This window comes from Kitasatospora sp. NPDC086009 (assembly GCF_044540385.1).
In the GTDB taxonomy this organism is placed as follows: domain Bacteria; phylum Actinomycetota; class Actinomycetes; order Streptomycetales; family Streptomycetaceae; genus Kitasatospora.
The window spans coordinates 664194-681031 of sequence record NZ_JBITSA010000002.1; the positions used below are offsets into that span (position 1 = coordinate 664194).

General features: G+C 74.1%; 14 protein-coding genes and 1 pseudogene. 4 read left to right on the forward strand and 11 right to left on the reverse strand.

The features are described from left to right. The first annotated feature begins 876 nt into the window (after window positions 1–876). Entirely contained in the window at window positions 877–1578 is a 702-nt protein-coding gene (locus tag ACIF6L_RS08615; protein ID WP_352290295.1) for an exonuclease domain-containing protein, read from the forward strand. 244 nt (window positions 1579–1822) lie between these two features. Here the strand turns inward: ACIF6L_RS08615 and ACIF6L_RS08620 are convergent, their stop codons facing one another. From ACIF6L_RS08620 to ACIF6L_RS08635, 4 genes and pseudogenes are all read right to left on the reverse strand, one after another. Beyond that, window positions 1823–2908 carry a polysaccharide deacetylase family protein gene (locus tag ACIF6L_RS08620; RefSeq protein ID WP_396486826.1) on the reverse strand — a complete coding sequence of 362 codons (1086 nt, stop codon included), beginning with the start codon at window positions 2906–2908 and terminating at the stop codon, window positions 1823–1825. A gap of 125 nt (window positions 2909–3033) precedes the next feature. Next, a complete protein-coding gene (locus ACIF6L_RS08625; protein ID WP_396486825.1) occupies window positions 3034–3927 on the reverse strand; it encodes a phosphotransferase enzyme family protein in 894 nt (297 codons plus the stop codon). 150 nt (window positions 3928–4077) lie between these two features. Then, window positions 4078–4413: pseudogene (locus ACIF6L_RS08630) on the reverse strand (MMPL family transporter); the annotation flags it as partial. Continuing rightward, entirely contained in the window at window positions 4377–4784 is a 408-nt protein-coding gene (locus tag ACIF6L_RS08635; RefSeq protein ID WP_396487138.1) for a hypothetical protein, read from the reverse strand. The gene ACIF6L_RS08635 and the pseudogene ACIF6L_RS08630, both read right to left, overlap by 37 nt. Window positions 4785–5137: 353 nt before the next feature. On the opposite strand from ACIF6L_RS08635, the gene ACIF6L_RS08640 reads away from it, so the two are divergent. The 3 genes from ACIF6L_RS08640 to ACIF6L_RS08650 all read left to right on the forward strand — a co-directional run bounded on the left by ACIF6L_RS08640 (window position 5138) and on the right by ACIF6L_RS08650 (window position 9635). Next, a complete protein-coding gene (locus tag ACIF6L_RS08640; protein ID WP_329487155.1) occupies window positions 5138–7312 on the forward strand; it encodes an MMPL family transporter in 2175 nt (724 codons plus the stop codon). Between the two features lie 297 nt (window positions 7313–7609). Beyond that, window positions 7610–7813: a cold-shock protein gene (locus tag ACIF6L_RS08645; RefSeq protein WP_329487154.1), complete on the forward strand. Its 204-nt coding sequence runs from the start codon at window positions 7610–7612 to the stop codon at window positions 7811–7813. A 157-nt stretch (window positions 7814–7970) separates the two neighbouring features. Then, complete coding sequence (locus ACIF6L_RS08650; protein ID WP_329487153.1) at window positions 7971–9635, forward strand: DEAD/DEAH box helicase; 1665 nt, start codon at window positions 7971–7973, stop codon at window positions 9633–9635. A 112-nt stretch (window positions 9636–9747) separates the two neighbouring features. Here ACIF6L_RS08650 and ACIF6L_RS08655 read toward each other — a convergent pair whose 3' ends face one another. The 7 genes from ACIF6L_RS08655 to cysC all read right to left on the reverse strand — a co-directional run bounded on the left by ACIF6L_RS08655 (window position 9748) and on the right by cysC (window position 16798). Continuing rightward, window positions 9748–10554, reverse strand: a complete 807-nt coding sequence (locus ACIF6L_RS08655; RefSeq protein WP_396486824.1) for a sirohydrochlorin chelatase — start codon at window positions 10552–10554, stop codon at window positions 9748–9750. A gap of 20 nt (window positions 10555–10574) precedes the next feature. After that, window positions 10575–11477, reverse strand: coding sequence for an ABC transporter permease (locus tag ACIF6L_RS08660; protein ID WP_329487152.1), 903 nt, complete (start codon window positions 11475–11477; stop codon window positions 10575–10577). Continuing rightward, window positions 11464–12267 (reverse strand): ABC transporter ATP-binding protein, encoded by an 804-nt coding sequence (locus tag ACIF6L_RS08665; RefSeq protein ID WP_329487151.1) that lies wholly within the window; start codon window positions 12265–12267, stop codon window positions 11464–11466. The genes ACIF6L_RS08660 and ACIF6L_RS08665 overlap by 14 nt, the downstream gene beginning before the upstream one ends. Window positions 12268–12514: 247 nt before the next feature. Next, window positions 12515–13687: an aliphatic sulfonate ABC transporter substrate-binding protein gene (locus ACIF6L_RS08670; RefSeq protein WP_396486823.1), complete on the reverse strand. Its 1173-nt coding sequence runs from the start codon at window positions 13685–13687 to the stop codon at window positions 12515–12517. Window positions 13688–13955: 268 nt separating this feature from the next. Continuing rightward, on the reverse strand, window positions 13956–15281 hold the full coding sequence (locus ACIF6L_RS08675; RefSeq protein WP_396486822.1) for a sulfate adenylyltransferase subunit 1: 1326 nt from the start codon (window positions 15279–15281) through the stop codon (window positions 13956–13958). Further along, a complete protein-coding gene (gene cysD / locus ACIF6L_RS08680; RefSeq protein ID WP_359802366.1) occupies window positions 15282–16220 on the reverse strand; it encodes a sulfate adenylyltransferase subunit CysD in 939 nt (312 codons plus the stop codon). Continuing rightward, window positions 16217–16798 (reverse strand): adenylyl-sulfate kinase, encoded by a 582-nt coding sequence (gene cysC, locus ACIF6L_RS08685; protein ID WP_396487105.1) that lies wholly within the window; start codon window positions 16796–16798, stop codon window positions 16217–16219. Before cysC ends, cysD begins: the two co-directional genes overlap by 4 nt. Between the last annotated feature and the right edge of the window lie 40 nt (window positions 16799–16838).

Here is a 16838-nt window from a genome sequence, read left to right on the forward strand (position 1 = left end):
GCGGGACCGGGCCCTGCTCTGGACCATCGGCGAGCTGCGGGCCCGCGAGGTGGTGGAGGCGGCCTGCGGGGCCCTGGCCGCCGGGCTCGACACCCCGGCCCTGCGGGCCCTCGCCGCCTGCACCTACGGGGAGGCGGACGCCTCGGTCGCCGAGCTGCTGGCGCCGGCGCTCGCGGAGCTCGGACTCGACCTCCCGCCGGTCGACAGCCGCTCCGCCGAGCGGGCGGGGCTGGTGGCGCTGGCCGCCCGGCTGCTGACCGGCGAGCTGACGCCGAGGGAGCTGGCGCACGCGGCGCACCGGCGATGGGGGCACGAGGACGGGCCGGCCGAGGCGCTCGCCCTCCTCGACGACGACTACGACCTGCTCGGCCGCAGCACCCGGACGCGCGGCGAACTCGACGAGGAGGTGTGGGCCGAGGCCCGCCGGCTGACCGCGCACGCCGGGGCCGGGGCGGGGGCCGGGGCGTCGGCCGCGGCGGCGAACTGATCCGCGGGCGCCGGGCGTCCCGCCACCACCGCCGAAGCGCCGCCGCCGCGTCGGTCGGAAACCGGCGGGCCCGGCCCGCTCGCGGCGGCCCCGGGTGGCCGCCCACCGGTCCCGGCGGGCTGTCGACCGGCCCTGGGCCAGGGGCGGAGCCGTCATGGCCCGCGTCGGTCAGCGGCGGTCCGGACCGGTCGCCGGGCCACTCGCGGCGGGCCACCGCCGCTGGGCACTTCGCCGGTCTCCACCGGGCCCGGGACGGTGCCGGCGGGCCGGGCCGGAGCCTGCCCGGCGGGGCCCGGGGGCGGTGCCCGCCCGCCCCACCGGCGGCGTTGTCGGTGGCCCGGGCGATGATAGGGGCTGTTTCGACCAGCAGGACGGAAGGACGCACCCCTATGAGCTGGTGGCAGCAGCCACTGGTCGGCTTCGACCTGGAGACCACGGGCACCGACCCGACCGTGGACCGCATCGTCACGGCCGCCCTCGTGGACACCGTCGGAGCCCGCCGGCTGAGCGCCACCGGCTGGCTGGTCGACCCGGGCGTCCCGATCCCCGCCGAGGCGGAGGCGATCCACGGCATCGGCGACGAGCTCGTCCGCAGCAAGGGCCGCCCGGCCAAGGCGGCGGTCGACGAGATAGCCACCGCCCTGTGCGAGCGGCTCGCCGCCGGTCACCCGGTGGTCGCCTTCAACGCCCCCTTCGACCTCTCGCTGCTCGACGCCGAGCTGCGCCGCCACGGCCTGGCCCCCTTGGCCGAGCGCCTCGGTGGTCCGGTCGCGCCGGTCCTCGACGCCCTGGTCATCGACCGGGCCGTCGACAAGTACCGCAAGGGCTCGCGCACCCTCCAGCGGGTCTGCGAGGTGTACGGGGTCGAGCTGACCGACGCCCACGAGGCCGGCAGCGACGCCCTCGCCGCCGTCCGGGTCGCCGTCGCCCTCGCGGAGCGGTACCCGGCCGAGGTCGGCGAGGTGCCGCTCGCCGTCCTGCACACCCGCCAGATCGACTGGTACCGGAGCTGGGCGGAGGGCCTGGAGGCCTGGCTCCGCCGCGGCAAGGACCCGCAGGCCGTCATCGACCCGCGCTGGCCCCTGCGCTGAGGGCCTGACCGCCGGAGCGCCCGGCCGCGCGGGCCGGGCCGACCGGGCCTCGCGACGCGTCGGGCACCGCCCGGTCGTGCGGGACGGTGATCAGGTCCGCCGACCGGGTGGCCGGCGGTGGGGAGGCCGTCGCACCCCGTACCCGGTGTTCAACCGCTGTCCGGGCGCGTCGGGTTGATCGGTCGCCCGGTGCGGGGTGATCACCGGGCCGGGCTGTCGCGAGGTGTTCGGCCGGTCGGCCGGGTCAGCGCGCGGGGAGGTCGAAGCGGTAGCCCTGGGCGATCAGCCAGGGGAGCAGCTGCTTCAGCGCGGCGACGGTCTGGCTCCGGTCGCCGCCGCCGTCGTGCATCAGGATCACGCCGCCGGGCCGGAGTTGGCTCTGCACGGTGGAGACGATCGAGGCGACGCCCGGGCGGGACCAGTCGCGCGGGTCGACCGACCAGCCGAGCGGGCGCAGGCCCTCGGCCGCGGCGAGGTGCTGGTTGTCGGCGGTGAACCCGCCGCCGGGGGCCCGGAACCAGGCGACCTCGGTGCCCGGCCCGCCGGCCCGCACGATCATGTCCCGGCCGCCGGAGATCTGGGACGCGGCCTTGTCGTGCGAGAGCGGGGCGAACGGCAGCGGGTGGCTCACGGTGTGGTCGCAGAGCCGGTGGCCGGCCGCCCGGATCCGCTTGACCATGGCGGGTTGGGCGGCGGCCTGCTGGCCGATCTGGCAGAACGTCGCCTTGGCGCCGTACCGGGCCAGCAGGTCCAGGACCTCGCCGGTGGCGGGGCCCGGCCCGTCGTCGAAGGTGAGCGCCACCGTCCGCCCGCCGGAGGCGGTGGAGCGGACGACCGAGGTGGACACCCCGGTCGCGGGCGGGGCCGGCGGGGCCGGTGTCGTCGTGGGCGGCCGGGTGGCCGGTGCGGAGGACGGGGCCTTGGCGGGCACCGGGGTCTTCGAGGGCGCCGGGGTCCGGGGAGGAGCCGGTGGCTTGGGCGTGGCCGGTCCGCCGGTCGCGGGCTTCGAAGCCGGCACGGCGTCGCCCGGCGGGGTGGCGGCGGGGGCGCTGCCCGGCGGCGTGGAGGAGGACGGGGAGGAGGACGCCGAGGAGGAGCCGGAGGGGGACCCGGCGGGCGAGGCGGACGGAGCCGGGGCGCCGGTGCCCGACGCGGTGGTGCCCGAGGCGTTCCCCGACGCGGTGGTGCCCGGCTGCGGCTGCAGCGCCCCGTTGGCGGTGCCGCAGGCGGCCAGGGCGAGTGAGGCGACCACCGCCACGCAGCCCGCGAGCAGCCGGCGGCGGCGTCGGACGGAGGGGGAGGGACGCTGCGAGGTGGTGTGCTCCGGCATGGCTGCGGCTCCTGAGGCACTGGGCGGCTACCGGTCCCCGATCAGGGAGACTGTCCGACAAGACGCCCGTCGGACCGCCCCGGTTGCACGCCGGAGCCGCCGATCCCACGCGGAAGACGGCAGGCTCAGAACGGGTACCAGCGCACCCCGGTGGCGCCCTCGCGCAGCGAATCGACCCGCCGGCGGAACTCCGCCAGCGCGGCCGGGTTGCCCGGCGCCTGCTGGGCCACCCAGGAGGCGCTCGCCGTCTCGCGGGCGCCGCGCAGCACCGCGAAGCCCGCCCACTCCCGGACGTCCCAGCCGTACGCCTCGGTGAACGCCCGGTACTCCTCGGCCGGGACGCCGTACCGGTCGTGGCTGAGCGCGAGCACCACCAGGTCGTGCTCGCGCAGGTCGTGCGAGGCGTACTCCAGGTCGAGCAGGACGGGCCCGTCCGCCCCGATGTGGACGTTGCGCGGCAGCGCGTCGCCGTGGATCACGCCGGTCGGCAGCTGCGCGGGCAGGCCGGGCAGCGCGGCGGCGAAGTCGTCGCGGCGGTCCCGGAGGAAGGCGACGTCGGCGGGGTCGACGTGCCCCTCGGCGGAGGCCAGCCAGCGCTCGACGGGGGCGAGGAGGTCCCGCCGGGCGAGCGGGAAGGGCGGCAGCGGCAGCCGGTGGAGGGCGAGCAGCAGCGGCGCGAGGTCCACCGGCCGGGCGGGCCGTTCGGCGGGGGCCAGCCGCTCCCAGAAGGTCACGGGGTGGCCGTCGACGACGTTCGGCTCGGGCGGGACGGCGTCGTACGGGCGGACCACCGGGATGCCCCGGTCGGCCAGCCAGCGGGCGAAGCCGAGCTCCCGCCCGGCCCGGTCGGACAGCTCGGGGCCGCGGCCGACCTTGGCCACCACGGCCGGGTCGCCGAGGTCGAAGACGGCGTTCTCGCCCAGGGCGAGCAGCCGGACGCCGCCGGGCTCGGGCAGGCCGGCGGACGCGCAGGCCCGGGCGAGCAGCAGCCGGGCGCGGCCCTCGTCGAAGGGGATCATGGGGCTGCTCCGTTCCGCGGGACGCCTGGACGGTGATCATCATGACGCACGCGGGCCGGGCCCCGCGCGACGCGGGGCCCGGTCACGGCCGGCGGCCGGCGGGCGACGGGCGGGTGGCGGCCGGTGGACGGCGGGGTGCCGGCGGTGGTGTCAGACCCCGACCCGGCGGTGCCGGGCCCGCTCGGGTTCGGCCGGCCCGGTGGTGGTTCCGGGGCCGTGGACCGCTGCGCCGACCGGCGGGAGGCTCCCGCCGTGCGAGAGCTCGGGCAGCCACCGCAGCCAGGTCGGCAGGTACCAGGTGGGCTCGCCGAGCAGGGTCATCACCGCGGGCAGCAGCACCGCGCGGATCACCGTCGCGTCGATCAGTACCGCGACGGCGAGGCCGACGCCCATCTGCTTCCTCGCCCGCATGGAGAGGGTGCCGAAGACCGCGAACACCGCGACCATGATCACTGCCGCGCTGGTGACCACCCCGGCGGTGAGAACCGGCCGCCGGTGGCGACGGCGACGGCGTCCAGCACGGCCGTGACGTTCTTCACAGTCGCCTCGTCGCCGCCGGCGACGTTGAACCGGACGAGGACGGAGCGGTCGTCCGCCGAGACCGCCCCGGTGTCGTACGGGGAGCGGACGTCGGTGGCCCGGCCGGTGCCGGTCACCCCGGCGAGCACCTGGTCGACGGCGGCACGGAAGGCCGGTGCGTCGGCGGTCGTGGTGGCACTCTGGACCAGCACGGTCTCGCTCGCCGGGGCGGTCAGCCCGGCGTCGTCGAGGATCCGCGCGGCTCGGGAGACCTGGCCGGGAAGGGGCCGTTGAGCAGGTATCCGGCTGGCGGGGGAGCCGTCCCGGGGGTCTGCCACGGGAACGGGGTGGGGTCATCCCTACCGGGGAACCCTGACTTCTCCTCCCTCAGAGTGGGTGCGAACTCCACCCTGAGGGGGAGCGGTCTCCACCCCGAGCACGAGGTGAGAGGGCCGGTCGGCGGGTGAAGATGGTGCGGGGCGGCTGGACGGCGTCCCTGAGGGGGTTGGTCTACGGGGGATATTTGCTTGCCGGTCGGCAAGCAAGTTCTCGTATGATGATGTCCTCATCTCACTTACCTGCCGACCGGCTAGGGGCGGGCCTCGTCGCCATGCCCTGCCCGGTCCTCCGTCGCCCGGAGTCCCGTCCCCCAAGGGCTGGCGGTGAACCATGCCCAGGAGGCATCACGAGCATGTTCCACCGACTCGGACATTTCGTCGTCCGTCGCGCCTGGTGGGTGATCGCGGCATGGGTTGTCGCGATGATCGCGATCGTGGCCGGCGCGCCGACGATCACCGCACAGACCGACGAGGCTTCCTTCCTTCCCAAGCACTACGAGTCCATCCAGGCCTCGGCGCTCCAGGAGAAGGCGTTCCCGGCCAACTTCACGCCCTCCGCGATGGTGCTCTTCGAGCGCAACGACGGCGCCGCGATGAACGACGCCGACAAGGCCGCCATGGCCAAGATCGTCCAGGGTCTCTCGGACAAGAAGATCGCGGACGTCGAGAAGGTCATCCCGGTCAGCGAGCAGACGACGTCCAAGGACGGCAAGTACGCGCTCGCGCCGATAGCCATCGACAAGGCCAAGCAGCAGTCCGAGGACTTCGGCGAGGCCGCGAAGCACCTCCGCGAGGAGGGCAAGTCGCTCACCTCGGGGACCGACCTGAAGTTCCAGCTCGGTGGCGCCGCCGCCCAGGCGCTGGACCAGAAGGAGTCCTCCGGCTCGGCCGACGCGCTCATCGCGATGTCCACGGTCGTCCTGGTCGCGCTCATCGTCGGAATCATCTTCCGCAGCGTCCTGGCCGGACTCCTGCCGATCCTGATCTCGCTGGTGGTCGCCATGCCGACCGCCAACGGCGTGATCGCCTACGCCACCAAGGCGTTCGGCCTGGAGAGCACCCCGGTGCTGTCGGCGATCCTGATCGTCGTCGTGCTCGGTGTCGGCACCGACTACTTCCTCTTCCTGGCGTTCCGCTACCGCGAGCGGCTGCGGGCCGGGGACGACCGCAAGGAGGCCGTGGCCAACGCCGTCGGCCGGGTCGGTGAGGCGATCGCCTCGGCGGCCGGCGCCGTCACCGTCGCCTTCGCGGTGCTGATCCTCTCCAGCCTCGGCATGTTCAAGGCCCTCGGCCCGGCGCTGGCCATCGCGGTGATCGTCACCGCGCTCGCCTCGCTCACCCTGGCCCCCGCCGTGCTCGCGGTCATCCCGGCGCGCGGTGTGTTCTGGCCGGGCAAGAAGTGGATGAACGAGCCGGGCAACGCCCGCTTCACCGCGCTCGGCCGCATGGTCGAGAAGCGCCCCGCCCTGGTCGCCCTGGCCTCCGGCGGCGTGCTGGTGGCGCTGTCCGCCGGCGCCCTGGGCTACAACGGCACCTTCGACCTCGCGGGCAGCTCCATGCCCAAGGACAAGGAGTCGATGGTCGTCCAGGACAAGCTGATGAACGGCTTCTCGGCCGGCGCGGCCGACCCGAGCCACGTCTACCTGACCAGCACCGCGGGCACCAAGCTCGACCCGGCCGCGTTCGAGGGCTTCGCGGCCAAGCTCGGCGGCGTCCACGGGGTGTCCCCGGTCGCGGCGAAGCCCCAGCTCAGCGAGGACGGCACGACGGCCGACTTCACCGTGCTGCTCAACAACGAGCCGTCCAGCAACGCGGCGATCGACTCGGTCACCGAGCTGCGGGAGGTCGCGCACAGCCAGGCGCCGACCGGCACGGAGGCGAAGGTCGGCGGTCTGACCGCCGTCTACAAGGACATCAACCTCGCGATGAACCACGACTACAAGCTGGTGTTCCCGGTCGCGGGTCTGCTGATCCTGCTGATCCTGGGCCTGCAGCTGCGCAGCGTGGTCGCCCCGTGGTACCTGATGGTCTCGGTCGGGCTCGGCTTCACGGCCACCCTCGGCTCCGCCACGCTGCTCTTCCAGAAGCTGGGCAGCGAGAGCGGTCTGATGTTCATGCTGCCGATCCTGATCTACCTCTTCGTGGTGGCGATCGGGACGGACTACAACATCCTGATCATCGCCCGCCTGCGGGAGGAGGCCCGCGCGGGCCGCAACCCGCGTGAGGCGGCCCGTGAGGCGCTGCGCCACGGCGGCCCGACCGTCGCGGCGGCCGGGTTCATCCTGGCGGCGTCGTTCGCGACCTTCATGCTCGCGGGCAACGTGTTCATGCTGGAGTTCGGCTTCGCGATGGCCTTCGGCATCGCCCTGGCGGCCTTCGTGATGGCGCTCTTCTTCACCCCGGCGCTCACCGCGCTGATCGGCCGCGCCGCCTGGTGGCCCGGCCACGGCGCCGACGACCAGCACCAGTCCGGCCCGGCCCCGGTGGCCGGTTCGCACGGTGTGCCGGAGCCGGCCGGACGGCACTGACCGCCCCGTCGCACCGCACGGCACGCGGCGTCCGCTTCGGCGGGCGCCGCGTGCCCGCTTTGCGGCGCGGGCAAACGTGACGTGCCAGGCAAAAAGTCCCCGGTCAATCGGGGTGGCGCCGTGCTACAGTCGACTCAGTTGCAGTTTTGGTTCCCATGAACGTTTGTGTGCGCCTGCTGGTTCAACCCAACAGGCGCATTTGTTTTGTCCGGTGTTTCAGTCTCCGGATGGGGATCGCGGCTACTTGGGGTCCACGAAGTGTGGGCTCTGATGCCCCAGTTTTTTGAGGAGACGGTTATGGCTACCGGCACCGTGAAGTGGTTCAACAGCGAAAAGGGCTTCGGCTTCATCGAGCAGGATGGTGGCGGCGCTGACGTGTTCGCCCACTACTCGAACATCAGCGCTCAGGGCTTCCGTGAGCTCGTCGAGGGCCAGAAGGTCGAGTTCGACGTCACGCAGGGCCAGAAGGGCCCGCAGGCCGAGAACATCCGCGTCATCTGAGTCCAGCTTCCGAGCTGACTCGCGATCTCGCGTAGCGAGGGCCCGTACCGCACGGTGCGGGCCCTCGTGCATGCCGCCGAACGGCCGGGGCGGCGAATTCCCACCCGACGGCCGACCAGCCCCGACCGGGCTGTGCCTCCCATCGGATGGAGAATCCATGACCACCCCTGCCCGCGCACCCCGTGACAACGAGCGCGGCGGCGACCGTTCGCGCAAGCCCCGCACCGGCGGCGGCGCCCGCAACGGCGGCGCCCCCCGTGCCTCCCGCGGCGGCGCCCCGCGCAACAGCGCCCCGCGCGCCGCCCAGGCGCCCGCCGACTTCACCGTCGTCCAGGGGGGCACCCCGCCGCGGCCCCCGGCGGCCACCTTCGGCGAGCTGGACCTGCCCAAGGGCATCCTCAGCGCGCTCACCCGCGAGGGTGTCACCGAGCCGTTCCCGATCCAGGGCGCCACCCTGCCGGACTCCATCGCCGGCCGCGACGTGCTCGGCCGCGGCCGCACCGGCTCCGGCAAGACGCTCGCCTTCGGCCTGCCGCTGCTGGCCCGCACGGCCGGCAAGCGCGCCGACTCCCGGCACCCGCTGGCCCTCGTCCTGGTGCCCACCCGTGAGCTGGCCCAGCAGGTCACCGACGCGCTCACCCCGTACGCCACCGCCGTGAACCTGCGGATCGCCACCGTCGTCGGCGGCATGTCGATCACCCGGCAGGCCAACGCCGTGCGCCGGGGCGCCGAGGTCCTGGTCGCCACCCCGGGCCGGCTGGACGACCTGATCAACCGCGGCGACGTCCGACTGGGCGACGTGGCCATCACCGTCCTCGACGAGGCCGACCAGATGGCCGACATGGGCTTCCTGCCGCAGGTCACCAAGCTGCTGGAGCAGGTCGCCGAGGGCGGGCAGCGGATGCTGTTCTCCGCCACCCTGGACCGCAACGTCGACCGGCTGGTCAAGCGCTTCCTGACCGACCCGGTCACCCATTCGGTCGACCCGTCGGCCGGCGCGGTGACCACCATGGACCACCACGTGCTCCAGCTGGACCCGGCCGACAAGGCCTCCGCGACCGCGCACATCGCCTCGCGCGACGGCCGCGTGATCATGTTCGTGCACACCAAGCACGGCGCCGACCGCCTCGCCAAGCAGCTGCTGGCCAACGGCGTGAAGGCGGCCGCCCTGCACGGCGGCAAGTCCCAGCCCCAGCGCAACCGGGTGCTCGACCAGTTCCGCGACGGTCTGGTGACCGCGCTGATCGCCACCAACGTGGCCGCCCGCGGCATCCACATCGAGGGCCTCGACCTGGTCGTCAACGTGGACCCGCCGATCGACCACAAGGACTACCTGCACCGCGGCGGCCGCACCGCCCGGGCCGGCGAGTCCGGCACGGTCGTCACCCTGGTCCTGCCCGACCAGCGGCGCGAGGTCAACCGGCTGATGACGGTCGCCGGCATCCGCCCGACCACGACCAAGATCCGCCCGGGCGACGCCGAGCTGACCCGGATCACCGGTGCCCGCACTCCCAGCGGCGTACCCGTCGCGGTGGTCGTCCCGGCCCCGGCCGCCGCTCCGGCCGCCGAGGCCAAGGCCGGCGCCCCGCGCCGCCGTCCCGCCAAGCGCTCGGGCCTGCCCACCGACGTCGACATGAACGGCAACCCGCGCCGCCCCCGTCCGAAGCAGCGCCTCGGCGGCGCCGGCGGCGGCCAGGGCGGCGGTGGCAGCCGCCAGGCCGCGGGCTTCATCGGCCGCTCCTCCGGCCGCCCGGCGCCCGGCTCGGGCTCCAAGACCGGCGCCAACTACGGCACCGGCCGCCAGCGCCGCAAGACCGACTGAGTCCTTCCGGACGCGGACGAGGACGAACGGCCCGGCTCCCCTCGGTGGGGGAGCCGGGCCGTTCGCGTGCGCCGGAGGGGGCGTGCCGGGGGGTGTGTCCCGGCCGGGCCGCTCAGGCGCTGGCGCTGAGCGCCGGTGCGCTGACGGCCTCGCGGCAGGTCCCGAGGTAGCGCCTGAGCACCAGGCGGGCGATCTCGGGGGCGGCGCCGAGGACCTCGGCGAGGACGTCCGCCTCCGCCTCGGCCGCGGCGTCCACGATCCGGTCCGGCAGCAGACCCGGGGCGAGCAGGTAGGGCGCGACGGCCACCCGGCGGGCCCCGGCCGCCCGCAGCGCGGCGGCGGCGGCGGGGACGCGCGGGCCGCCGGCGGAGGCGTACGCGACCTCGACGCCGGCCCAGCCGCGGGTCCGGCGCCACTCGGCGGCCACCGCCCGGGTGGCGGCGTCGGCGGCCGGGTCGGAGGAGCCGGCCGCGGCCAGCACGACACCGGTGCGGGCGCGGACGACGGGGGAGCCGACGGCCAGCCCGGCCCCGGCGAGGCGGCGGTCCAGCGCGGCGAGCAGCAGTGGGGAGGGGACGGGGAGCGGCCCGGTCGCCGGCGCCGCGTCCGCGACGCGCGGTCGCGCCGGGCCCAGCACGTCCGCGACCGGCAGGTCGGCGCCGGCGGCGCGCAGGGCGGCGGGGATGTCGTGCTTGGCGTGGAAGGCCCGGTTCAGCAGCAGCGGAACGGCCACGGCCGCCGGCAGCCGGCCGGCCACCTGCGGGATCCGCGGCGCGCAGTGGTCCAGGTACGCGGTGGCGACCTCCAGCCCGGGGCGCAGCGCCCGGACCTGCTCGACCACCCCCGCCACGGTCGCGGCGTGGCGGGGGTCGCGGCTGCCGTGGGCGATCAGCAGGAGCGGTCGATCCGGTGCAGACATGATCACAGGAACCTCGATGGTCAGCGGGCCGTGCCCACCAGGCCCCGGTTGCGCAGCACCCGGCGCTCCAGCGGGGCGAAGAGCAGGAGGTCGATGGCGATGCCGACGAACAGCACGAGGATGATGCCGAGGAGGACGCCGGACATGCTGGCCGACTCCCGCTGGTTCTCCAGGAACCGGCCCAGGCCCAGGCCCAGGTCGGGGGAGGAGGCGACGAGTTCGGCGGCCATCAGCGAGCGCCAGGAGAACGCCCAGCCCTGCTTGAGGCCGGCCAGGTAACCGGGGAGGGCGGCCGGCAGCAGGATGTGGCGGGCGTTCGACAGGCCGGTGGCGCCCAGGGTGCGGCCGGCCCGGAGGAACAGCGGCGGCACCTGGTCGATGCCGGCCACCAGGCCGTTGGCGATGGAAGGGACGGCGCCGAGCAGGATGACGGCGTACATCATCGAGTCGTTGATGCCGAGCCAGATGACGGCGGCGGGCACCCAGGCGACCGAGGGCAGCGACTGCAGGCCGGAGAGCACCGGCCCGAGCGCGGCCCGGACCGGCTTGACCCGGGCGACCAGCAGACCGATCGGGGTGCCGATCACGACCGCGATCAGGAAGCCGGAGATACCGCGCCAGACGCTCGTCCAGATGATGCTGAACAGCGTCCCGGCCTCCCAGAGCTCGACCAGCGAGCGCCAGACGTCGGCCGGGCTGGGCAGCTTGTAGGAGGAGGTCAGTTCGAGGCTGTAGGCGCCCTGCCAGAGCGCCAGCACGAGCAGCAGCCCGAGCAGCGGCGGCAGCGCCTTCGTCCGCAGGATCTCGCCGAGCGGCACGCGCCGCACCTGGACGGCGTCCAGCGCGTCCAGGCCGGCGCCGACGTCGGCGATGTCCGCCGGCCGGTCCTTGGCCAGGGTGGTGGTGCTGTCAGTGCTGGCCATGGCGGCGGATCTCCCCACGCAGTTCTTCGGTGATCTCGATGGACAGGTCGGCGACGCCGGCGGACTCGATCCGGCGCGGCTGCGGGAGGTCGATCCGCCACTCGCGGGCGACCCGGCCGGGGCGCGAGGAGAGCAGCACCACGCGCTGGGCGAGCCGGACGGCCTCCCGCACGTTGTGCGTGACGAACAGGACGGAGAGCTTGTGCTCGGCCCAGATCCGGGTGATCTCGTCGTGCAGCACGTCCCGGGTGATGGCGTCGAGCGCGGCGAACGGCTCGTCCATCAGCAGGACCGAGGCGCCCTGGGCGAGCGCGCGGGCCAGTGCGACGCGCTGGCGCATGCCGCCGGAGAGCTCGTGCACGCGCTTGCCGTAGGAGCCGCCCAGCCGGACGAGTTCGAGCAGCCGCTCGGCCTCGGGGCGGCGCTCGGGGCGGGGCACGCCGGCGAGCTTGAGCGCGAGTTCGATGTTCTTGCCGGCGGTGAGCCAGGGGAACAGCGCGTGCTCCTGGAACATCAGCGCGGGGCGTCCGCCGGTCACCTCGATCGAGCCCGCGGTGGGCTTGTCGAGGCCGGCGACCAGGTTGAGCAGGGTGGACTTTCCGCAGCCCGAGGCGCCGAGCAGCGTGACGAACTCGCCGGGCGCGACATCGAGCGTGATGTCGTCCAGGACGTGCGTGGCGGCACCCGGGCGGCCGAAGGACTTGTGCACGTGCGAGATCCGGACGGCGGGCGAGCCGCCGCGGGTGTCGACGCCGACGGCGTCGTCCGAGGTGGTCAGTGCCGGGGTCATCCGGGCACCTCCTGCATCTGGGGGCAGCTCCCGGCCGGGGGCCGGGGGCGGTCATGGGCCCCTCCTGCCGGTCGGCGGGCGAGGAGGGCGGGTGGCGAAGGAATCGGGGCCGGGGTCCGGCCCCGCCCGTCCCGTGTGCTCTGGGGGCATCGATCGGGCATCGACCGGGCGGGCGGGGAACCGGACCTCGGGGCTTGGGTGCGGCGGGGCTTCCGTGCGCCGTGGGTGGCGCGGGTGCCGCGCGGTGCTACTTGGCGCCGAGCCCGGCGTCCGCCACGGGAGCCTGGCCCTTCTCCTTGAGCACCTTGTTGAGCAGCGTCAGGTCGTAGATCCCGGCCAGGTTCGGCTTCTTGAGCAGGCCGGCGGTGACGGCGTGGTCGGCCTCGGCCTGCAGGGTGCCGGCCAGCGGGTCGTCCAGGAAGTCGATGTCGGCCCAGGCCGGGTCGAGGATCTCGGCCGGCAGGGCGTTGCCGGCCTCCTTCTTGATGGCGGCGTTGGCGTCGGCCTTGGCCTTGTCGGAGTTGGCCTTGATGAAGGTGTTGGTGTTCACCGAGCCGCGCAGCACGGCCTCCACCACGTCGGCGTGCTCCTTGAGGAACTTCTGCGAGACGATGATGTTGGTGATCACGAACTTCTTGTCCGGCCAGACGTCCTTCTCGTTGAGCAGGACCTTCGCACCGAGGGTGACCAGCTTGGACGCGGTCGGCTCGGGCACCCAGGCGCCGTCGATCGAGCCGGAGCTGTAGGCGTCCGGGGTGACCTTGTTGTCGGTCCGCACCACCGAGACGTCGCCGGCGCCGGTGTCGGGGTTGACCTTCAGCCCCTTGCCCGCCAGGTAGTTGAGCAGCGCCACGTCCTGGGTGTTGCCGCGCTGCGGGGTGGCGATCTTCTTGCCCTTGAGGTCGTCCAGGCTCTGGATCTTCTCGGGGTTGACCACCAGCTTGACGCCGCCGGAGGCCGAACCGCTGATGATCTTCAGCGACTCGCCGTTGGACTGGCTGTAGCCGTTGATCGCGGGGGAGGGGCCGATCCAGCCGATGTCGATGGAGCCGGCGTTCAGCGCCTCGATCTCGGCCGGACCCGCGTTGAAGACCTGGGTCTTGATCTGGGTGGCCCCGAGCTCCTTCTGGAAGAGGCCCTCCTGGAGCCCGACCAGCGGGGTGCCGTGGGTCAGGTTGGCGAAGTAGCCGATCTTGACCGTGTCGGCGGAGAGCTTCACACCGGAGGCGGAACCGCCGGCGGCGGCCGCCGAGGCGGGCTTGTCGTCCTCGCTCTTCGAGCCGTAGCCGCAGGCGGAGAGCAGCGCCACCGCGGTGAGGCCGGCGACGGCGGCCGCGGCGGAGCGTCTGATCCGGCCGGCGGCCGGGTGTGTCGGCCGATCGGGGAGGGTGGCGGGCGCGAGTGCGTGGTTCGGTGCCATGGGCGAAGTCCTGTTCACGGGCGGACCGTCGCGGGGACGGTCCCGGGCGGGAAGGGGCGGGTCGTGCTCGCGGCATCGGGGGATGCCGGGCAAGCCGGGTCGGTGCGCCGCACCAGCTGTGGGGTGGGACAGCGGCCGGCCCGGTGACAGGGCTCCGGTCAGCCCTGTCGGCCCGCACATCGGGTCAGGCCGCCCTGGCCGCTGCCGAGGACGCCGCTGCCGATGCGGCCGCCTTCCTTGTCCATGCCCGAGAACGCCTCGCGGGGCATCAGACCCAGTCCTCCTCGTCGGGTGCGCCGGACGCGTCGGGGCGCACGGTGTCGAAGGCCTCGCCCGCCATGCCGGCGGTGAGGGTGGTGCCGTCGGCCGGGTCGATCAGCAGGAACGAACCGGTCCGGCGGTTCACGCGGTAGTCGTCGAGGGCCAGCGGCTCGGCGGTGCGCAGCACCACGTGGCCGATGTCGTTGACCTCCAGCCCCTGGGCGCCGGAGCGCTGTTCGAGGCTGTCGATGTCGATGCGGTAGGAGATCGCCTTGACCAGCGCGCGCACGGTGCGGGTGGTGTGCTTGAGCAGCACCTTGTCACCGGCGCGCAGCGGGCGCTCACTGAGGTGGCTGACGGTGGCCTCGATGTCCTTGGTGGGCACCGGGACCGGGCCGGCCGCGATCAGGTCGCCGCGGGAGACGTCGATGTCGTCGGCGAGGCGGACGGTCACCGACTGGGGGGCCCAGGCGAGCTCGGTCTCCGCGCCGAGCGCGTCGATGCCGGCGACGGTGGTGGTGTGGCCCGAGGGCAGCACCGTCACCGGGTCGCCGACCCGCAGCACGCCGGAGGCCAACTGGCCCGCGTAGCCGCGGTAGTCGGGGTGCTCGTCGCTCTGCGGGCGGATCACGTACTGGACCGGGAAGCGGGCCGGCTCGACGCTCGGGTCGCTGCCGACCGGCACCGTCTCCAGGTGCTCCAGCAGGGTCGGGCCGCCGTACCAGTCCATGTGGGCGGACGGCTCGACCACGTTGTCCCCGGCGAGGGCGGAGATCGGGACCGCGACCACGTCCCGGACGCCGAGCGAGGCGGCGTAGGCGGTGAACTCCTCGGCGATGGCGGCGAAGACGGGCTCCGCGTACTCGACGAGGTCCATCTTGTTGACGGCCAGCACCACGTGCGGCACCCGCAGCAGCGCGGCGACGGCGGCGTGCCGGCGGGTCTGCTCGACCACGCCGTTGCGGGCGTCCACCAGGACGACGGCGAGTTCGGCGGTGGAGGCGCCGGTCACCATGTTGCGGGTGTACTGCACGTGCCCGGGGGTGTCGGCGAGGATGAACCGTCGGCGGGGGGTGGCGAAGTAGCGGTACGCGACGTCGATGGTGATGCCCTGCTCGCGCTCGGCGCGCAGGCCGTCGGTGAGCAGTGCGAGGTCGGGCGCTTCCTGGCCGCGGCTCAGGGAGGCGCGCTCGACGGCCTCCAGCTGGTCGGCGAGCACCGACTTGGAGTCGTGCAGCAGCCGGCCGACCAGGGTGGACTTGCCGTCGTCGACGGAGCCGGCGGTGGCGAAGCGCAGCAGGGCGGTGGCGCTGGTCCGGGTGGTGGTGCTCATTTAGAAGTATCCCTCGCGCTTGCGGTCTTCCATCGCGGCCTCGGAAAGCTTGTCGTCGGCCCGGGTGGCGCCGCGTTCGGTGAGGCGGCTGGCGGCGATCTCGGCGATCACGGCCCCGATGTCGGCGGCGTCGGAGTCGACGGCGCCGGTGCAGGACATGTCGCCGACCGTGCGGTAGCGGATCAGGCGCCGCTCGACCGGCTCGTGCTCCTTGGGGCCGCCCCACTCGCCCGCGGTCAGCCACATGCCGCTGCGGGAGAAGACGTCGCGCTCGTGCGCGTAGTAGATCTCCGGGAGCTCGATGCCCTCGCGCTCGATGTACTGCCAGACGTCCAGCTCGGTCCAGTTGGAGAGCGGGAAGACGCGCACGTGCTCGCCGACCGCGTGCCGGCCGTTGTACAGCGACCAGAGCTCGGGGCGCTGGCGGCGCGGGTCCCAGGCGCCGAACTCGTCGCGCAGGGAGAAGACGCGCTCCTTGGCGCGGGCCTTCTCCTCGTCGCGGCGGCCGCCGCCGAAGACGGCGTCGAAGCGGTTGCGCTCGATGGCGTCCAGCAGCGGGACGGTCTGCAGCGGGTTGCGGGTGCCGTCGGGGCGCTCGCGCAGCCGGCCGTCGTCGATGAAGTCCTGGACGTGGGCGACGTGCAGGCGCAGGTTGTGCTCGGCCGCCACCCGGTCGCGGTACTCGATGACCTCGGGGAAGTTGTGGCCGGTGTCGACGTGCAGCAACGAGAACGGGACGGCGGCCGGCCAGAAGGCCTTGAGCGCCAGGTGCAGCATGACGATGGAGTCCTTGCCGCCGGAGAACAGGATCACCGGGCGCTCGAACTCCCCCGCGACCTCGCGGAAGATGTGCACCGACTCGGCCTCCAGCGCGTCCAGGTGGGACAGCGCGAAGCCGCTCTCTTCGGTGGGGACCAGGCTGTCGGTCGCGGTGGTCACGCGAGACCCCTCTCGGTCAGGAAGGCGTGGAGTTCGGCGGCGCTCTCGGCCACCTCGCGGCCCTGGGTCTGGAGCCGCAGCTCCGGGTCCACGGGGGCCTCGTACGGGTCGTCGACGCCGGTCAGGCCGGAGAGCTCGCCGGCCGCCTGCTTGGCGTACAGGCCCTTGACGTCGCGCTCGGCGCAGAGCTCGACGGGGGTGGCGACGTGGATCTCCAGGAAGCCGGTGCCGTGGGCGGCGTGCCGCTCGCGGACCGCCGCCCGGGAGTCCGCGTAGGGGGCGATCACCGGGGCGAGCACCTTGACGCCGTTGGCGGCGAGCTTCTCGGCGACGAAGCCGATCCGGGTGACGTTGGTGTGCCGGTCCTCCCGGGTGAAGCCGAGGCCCTTGGAGAGGAACTCGCGGATCTCGTCGCCGTCCAGGACCTCGACCTTGTGGCCCTCGGCCCGCAGCCGCTCGGCCAGGGCGAAGGCGAGCGTGGTCTTGCCCGCACTCGGGAGCCCGGTCAGCCACACGGTGGCGCCGCGCTCGCAGGGGGCGGCCGCGGGGGCCGCCTCCGCGGCTCCGTCGGAGGCCAGGGTGGTGGCTGTGCTCACGGTGGGTTCTCCAGACGGGTAG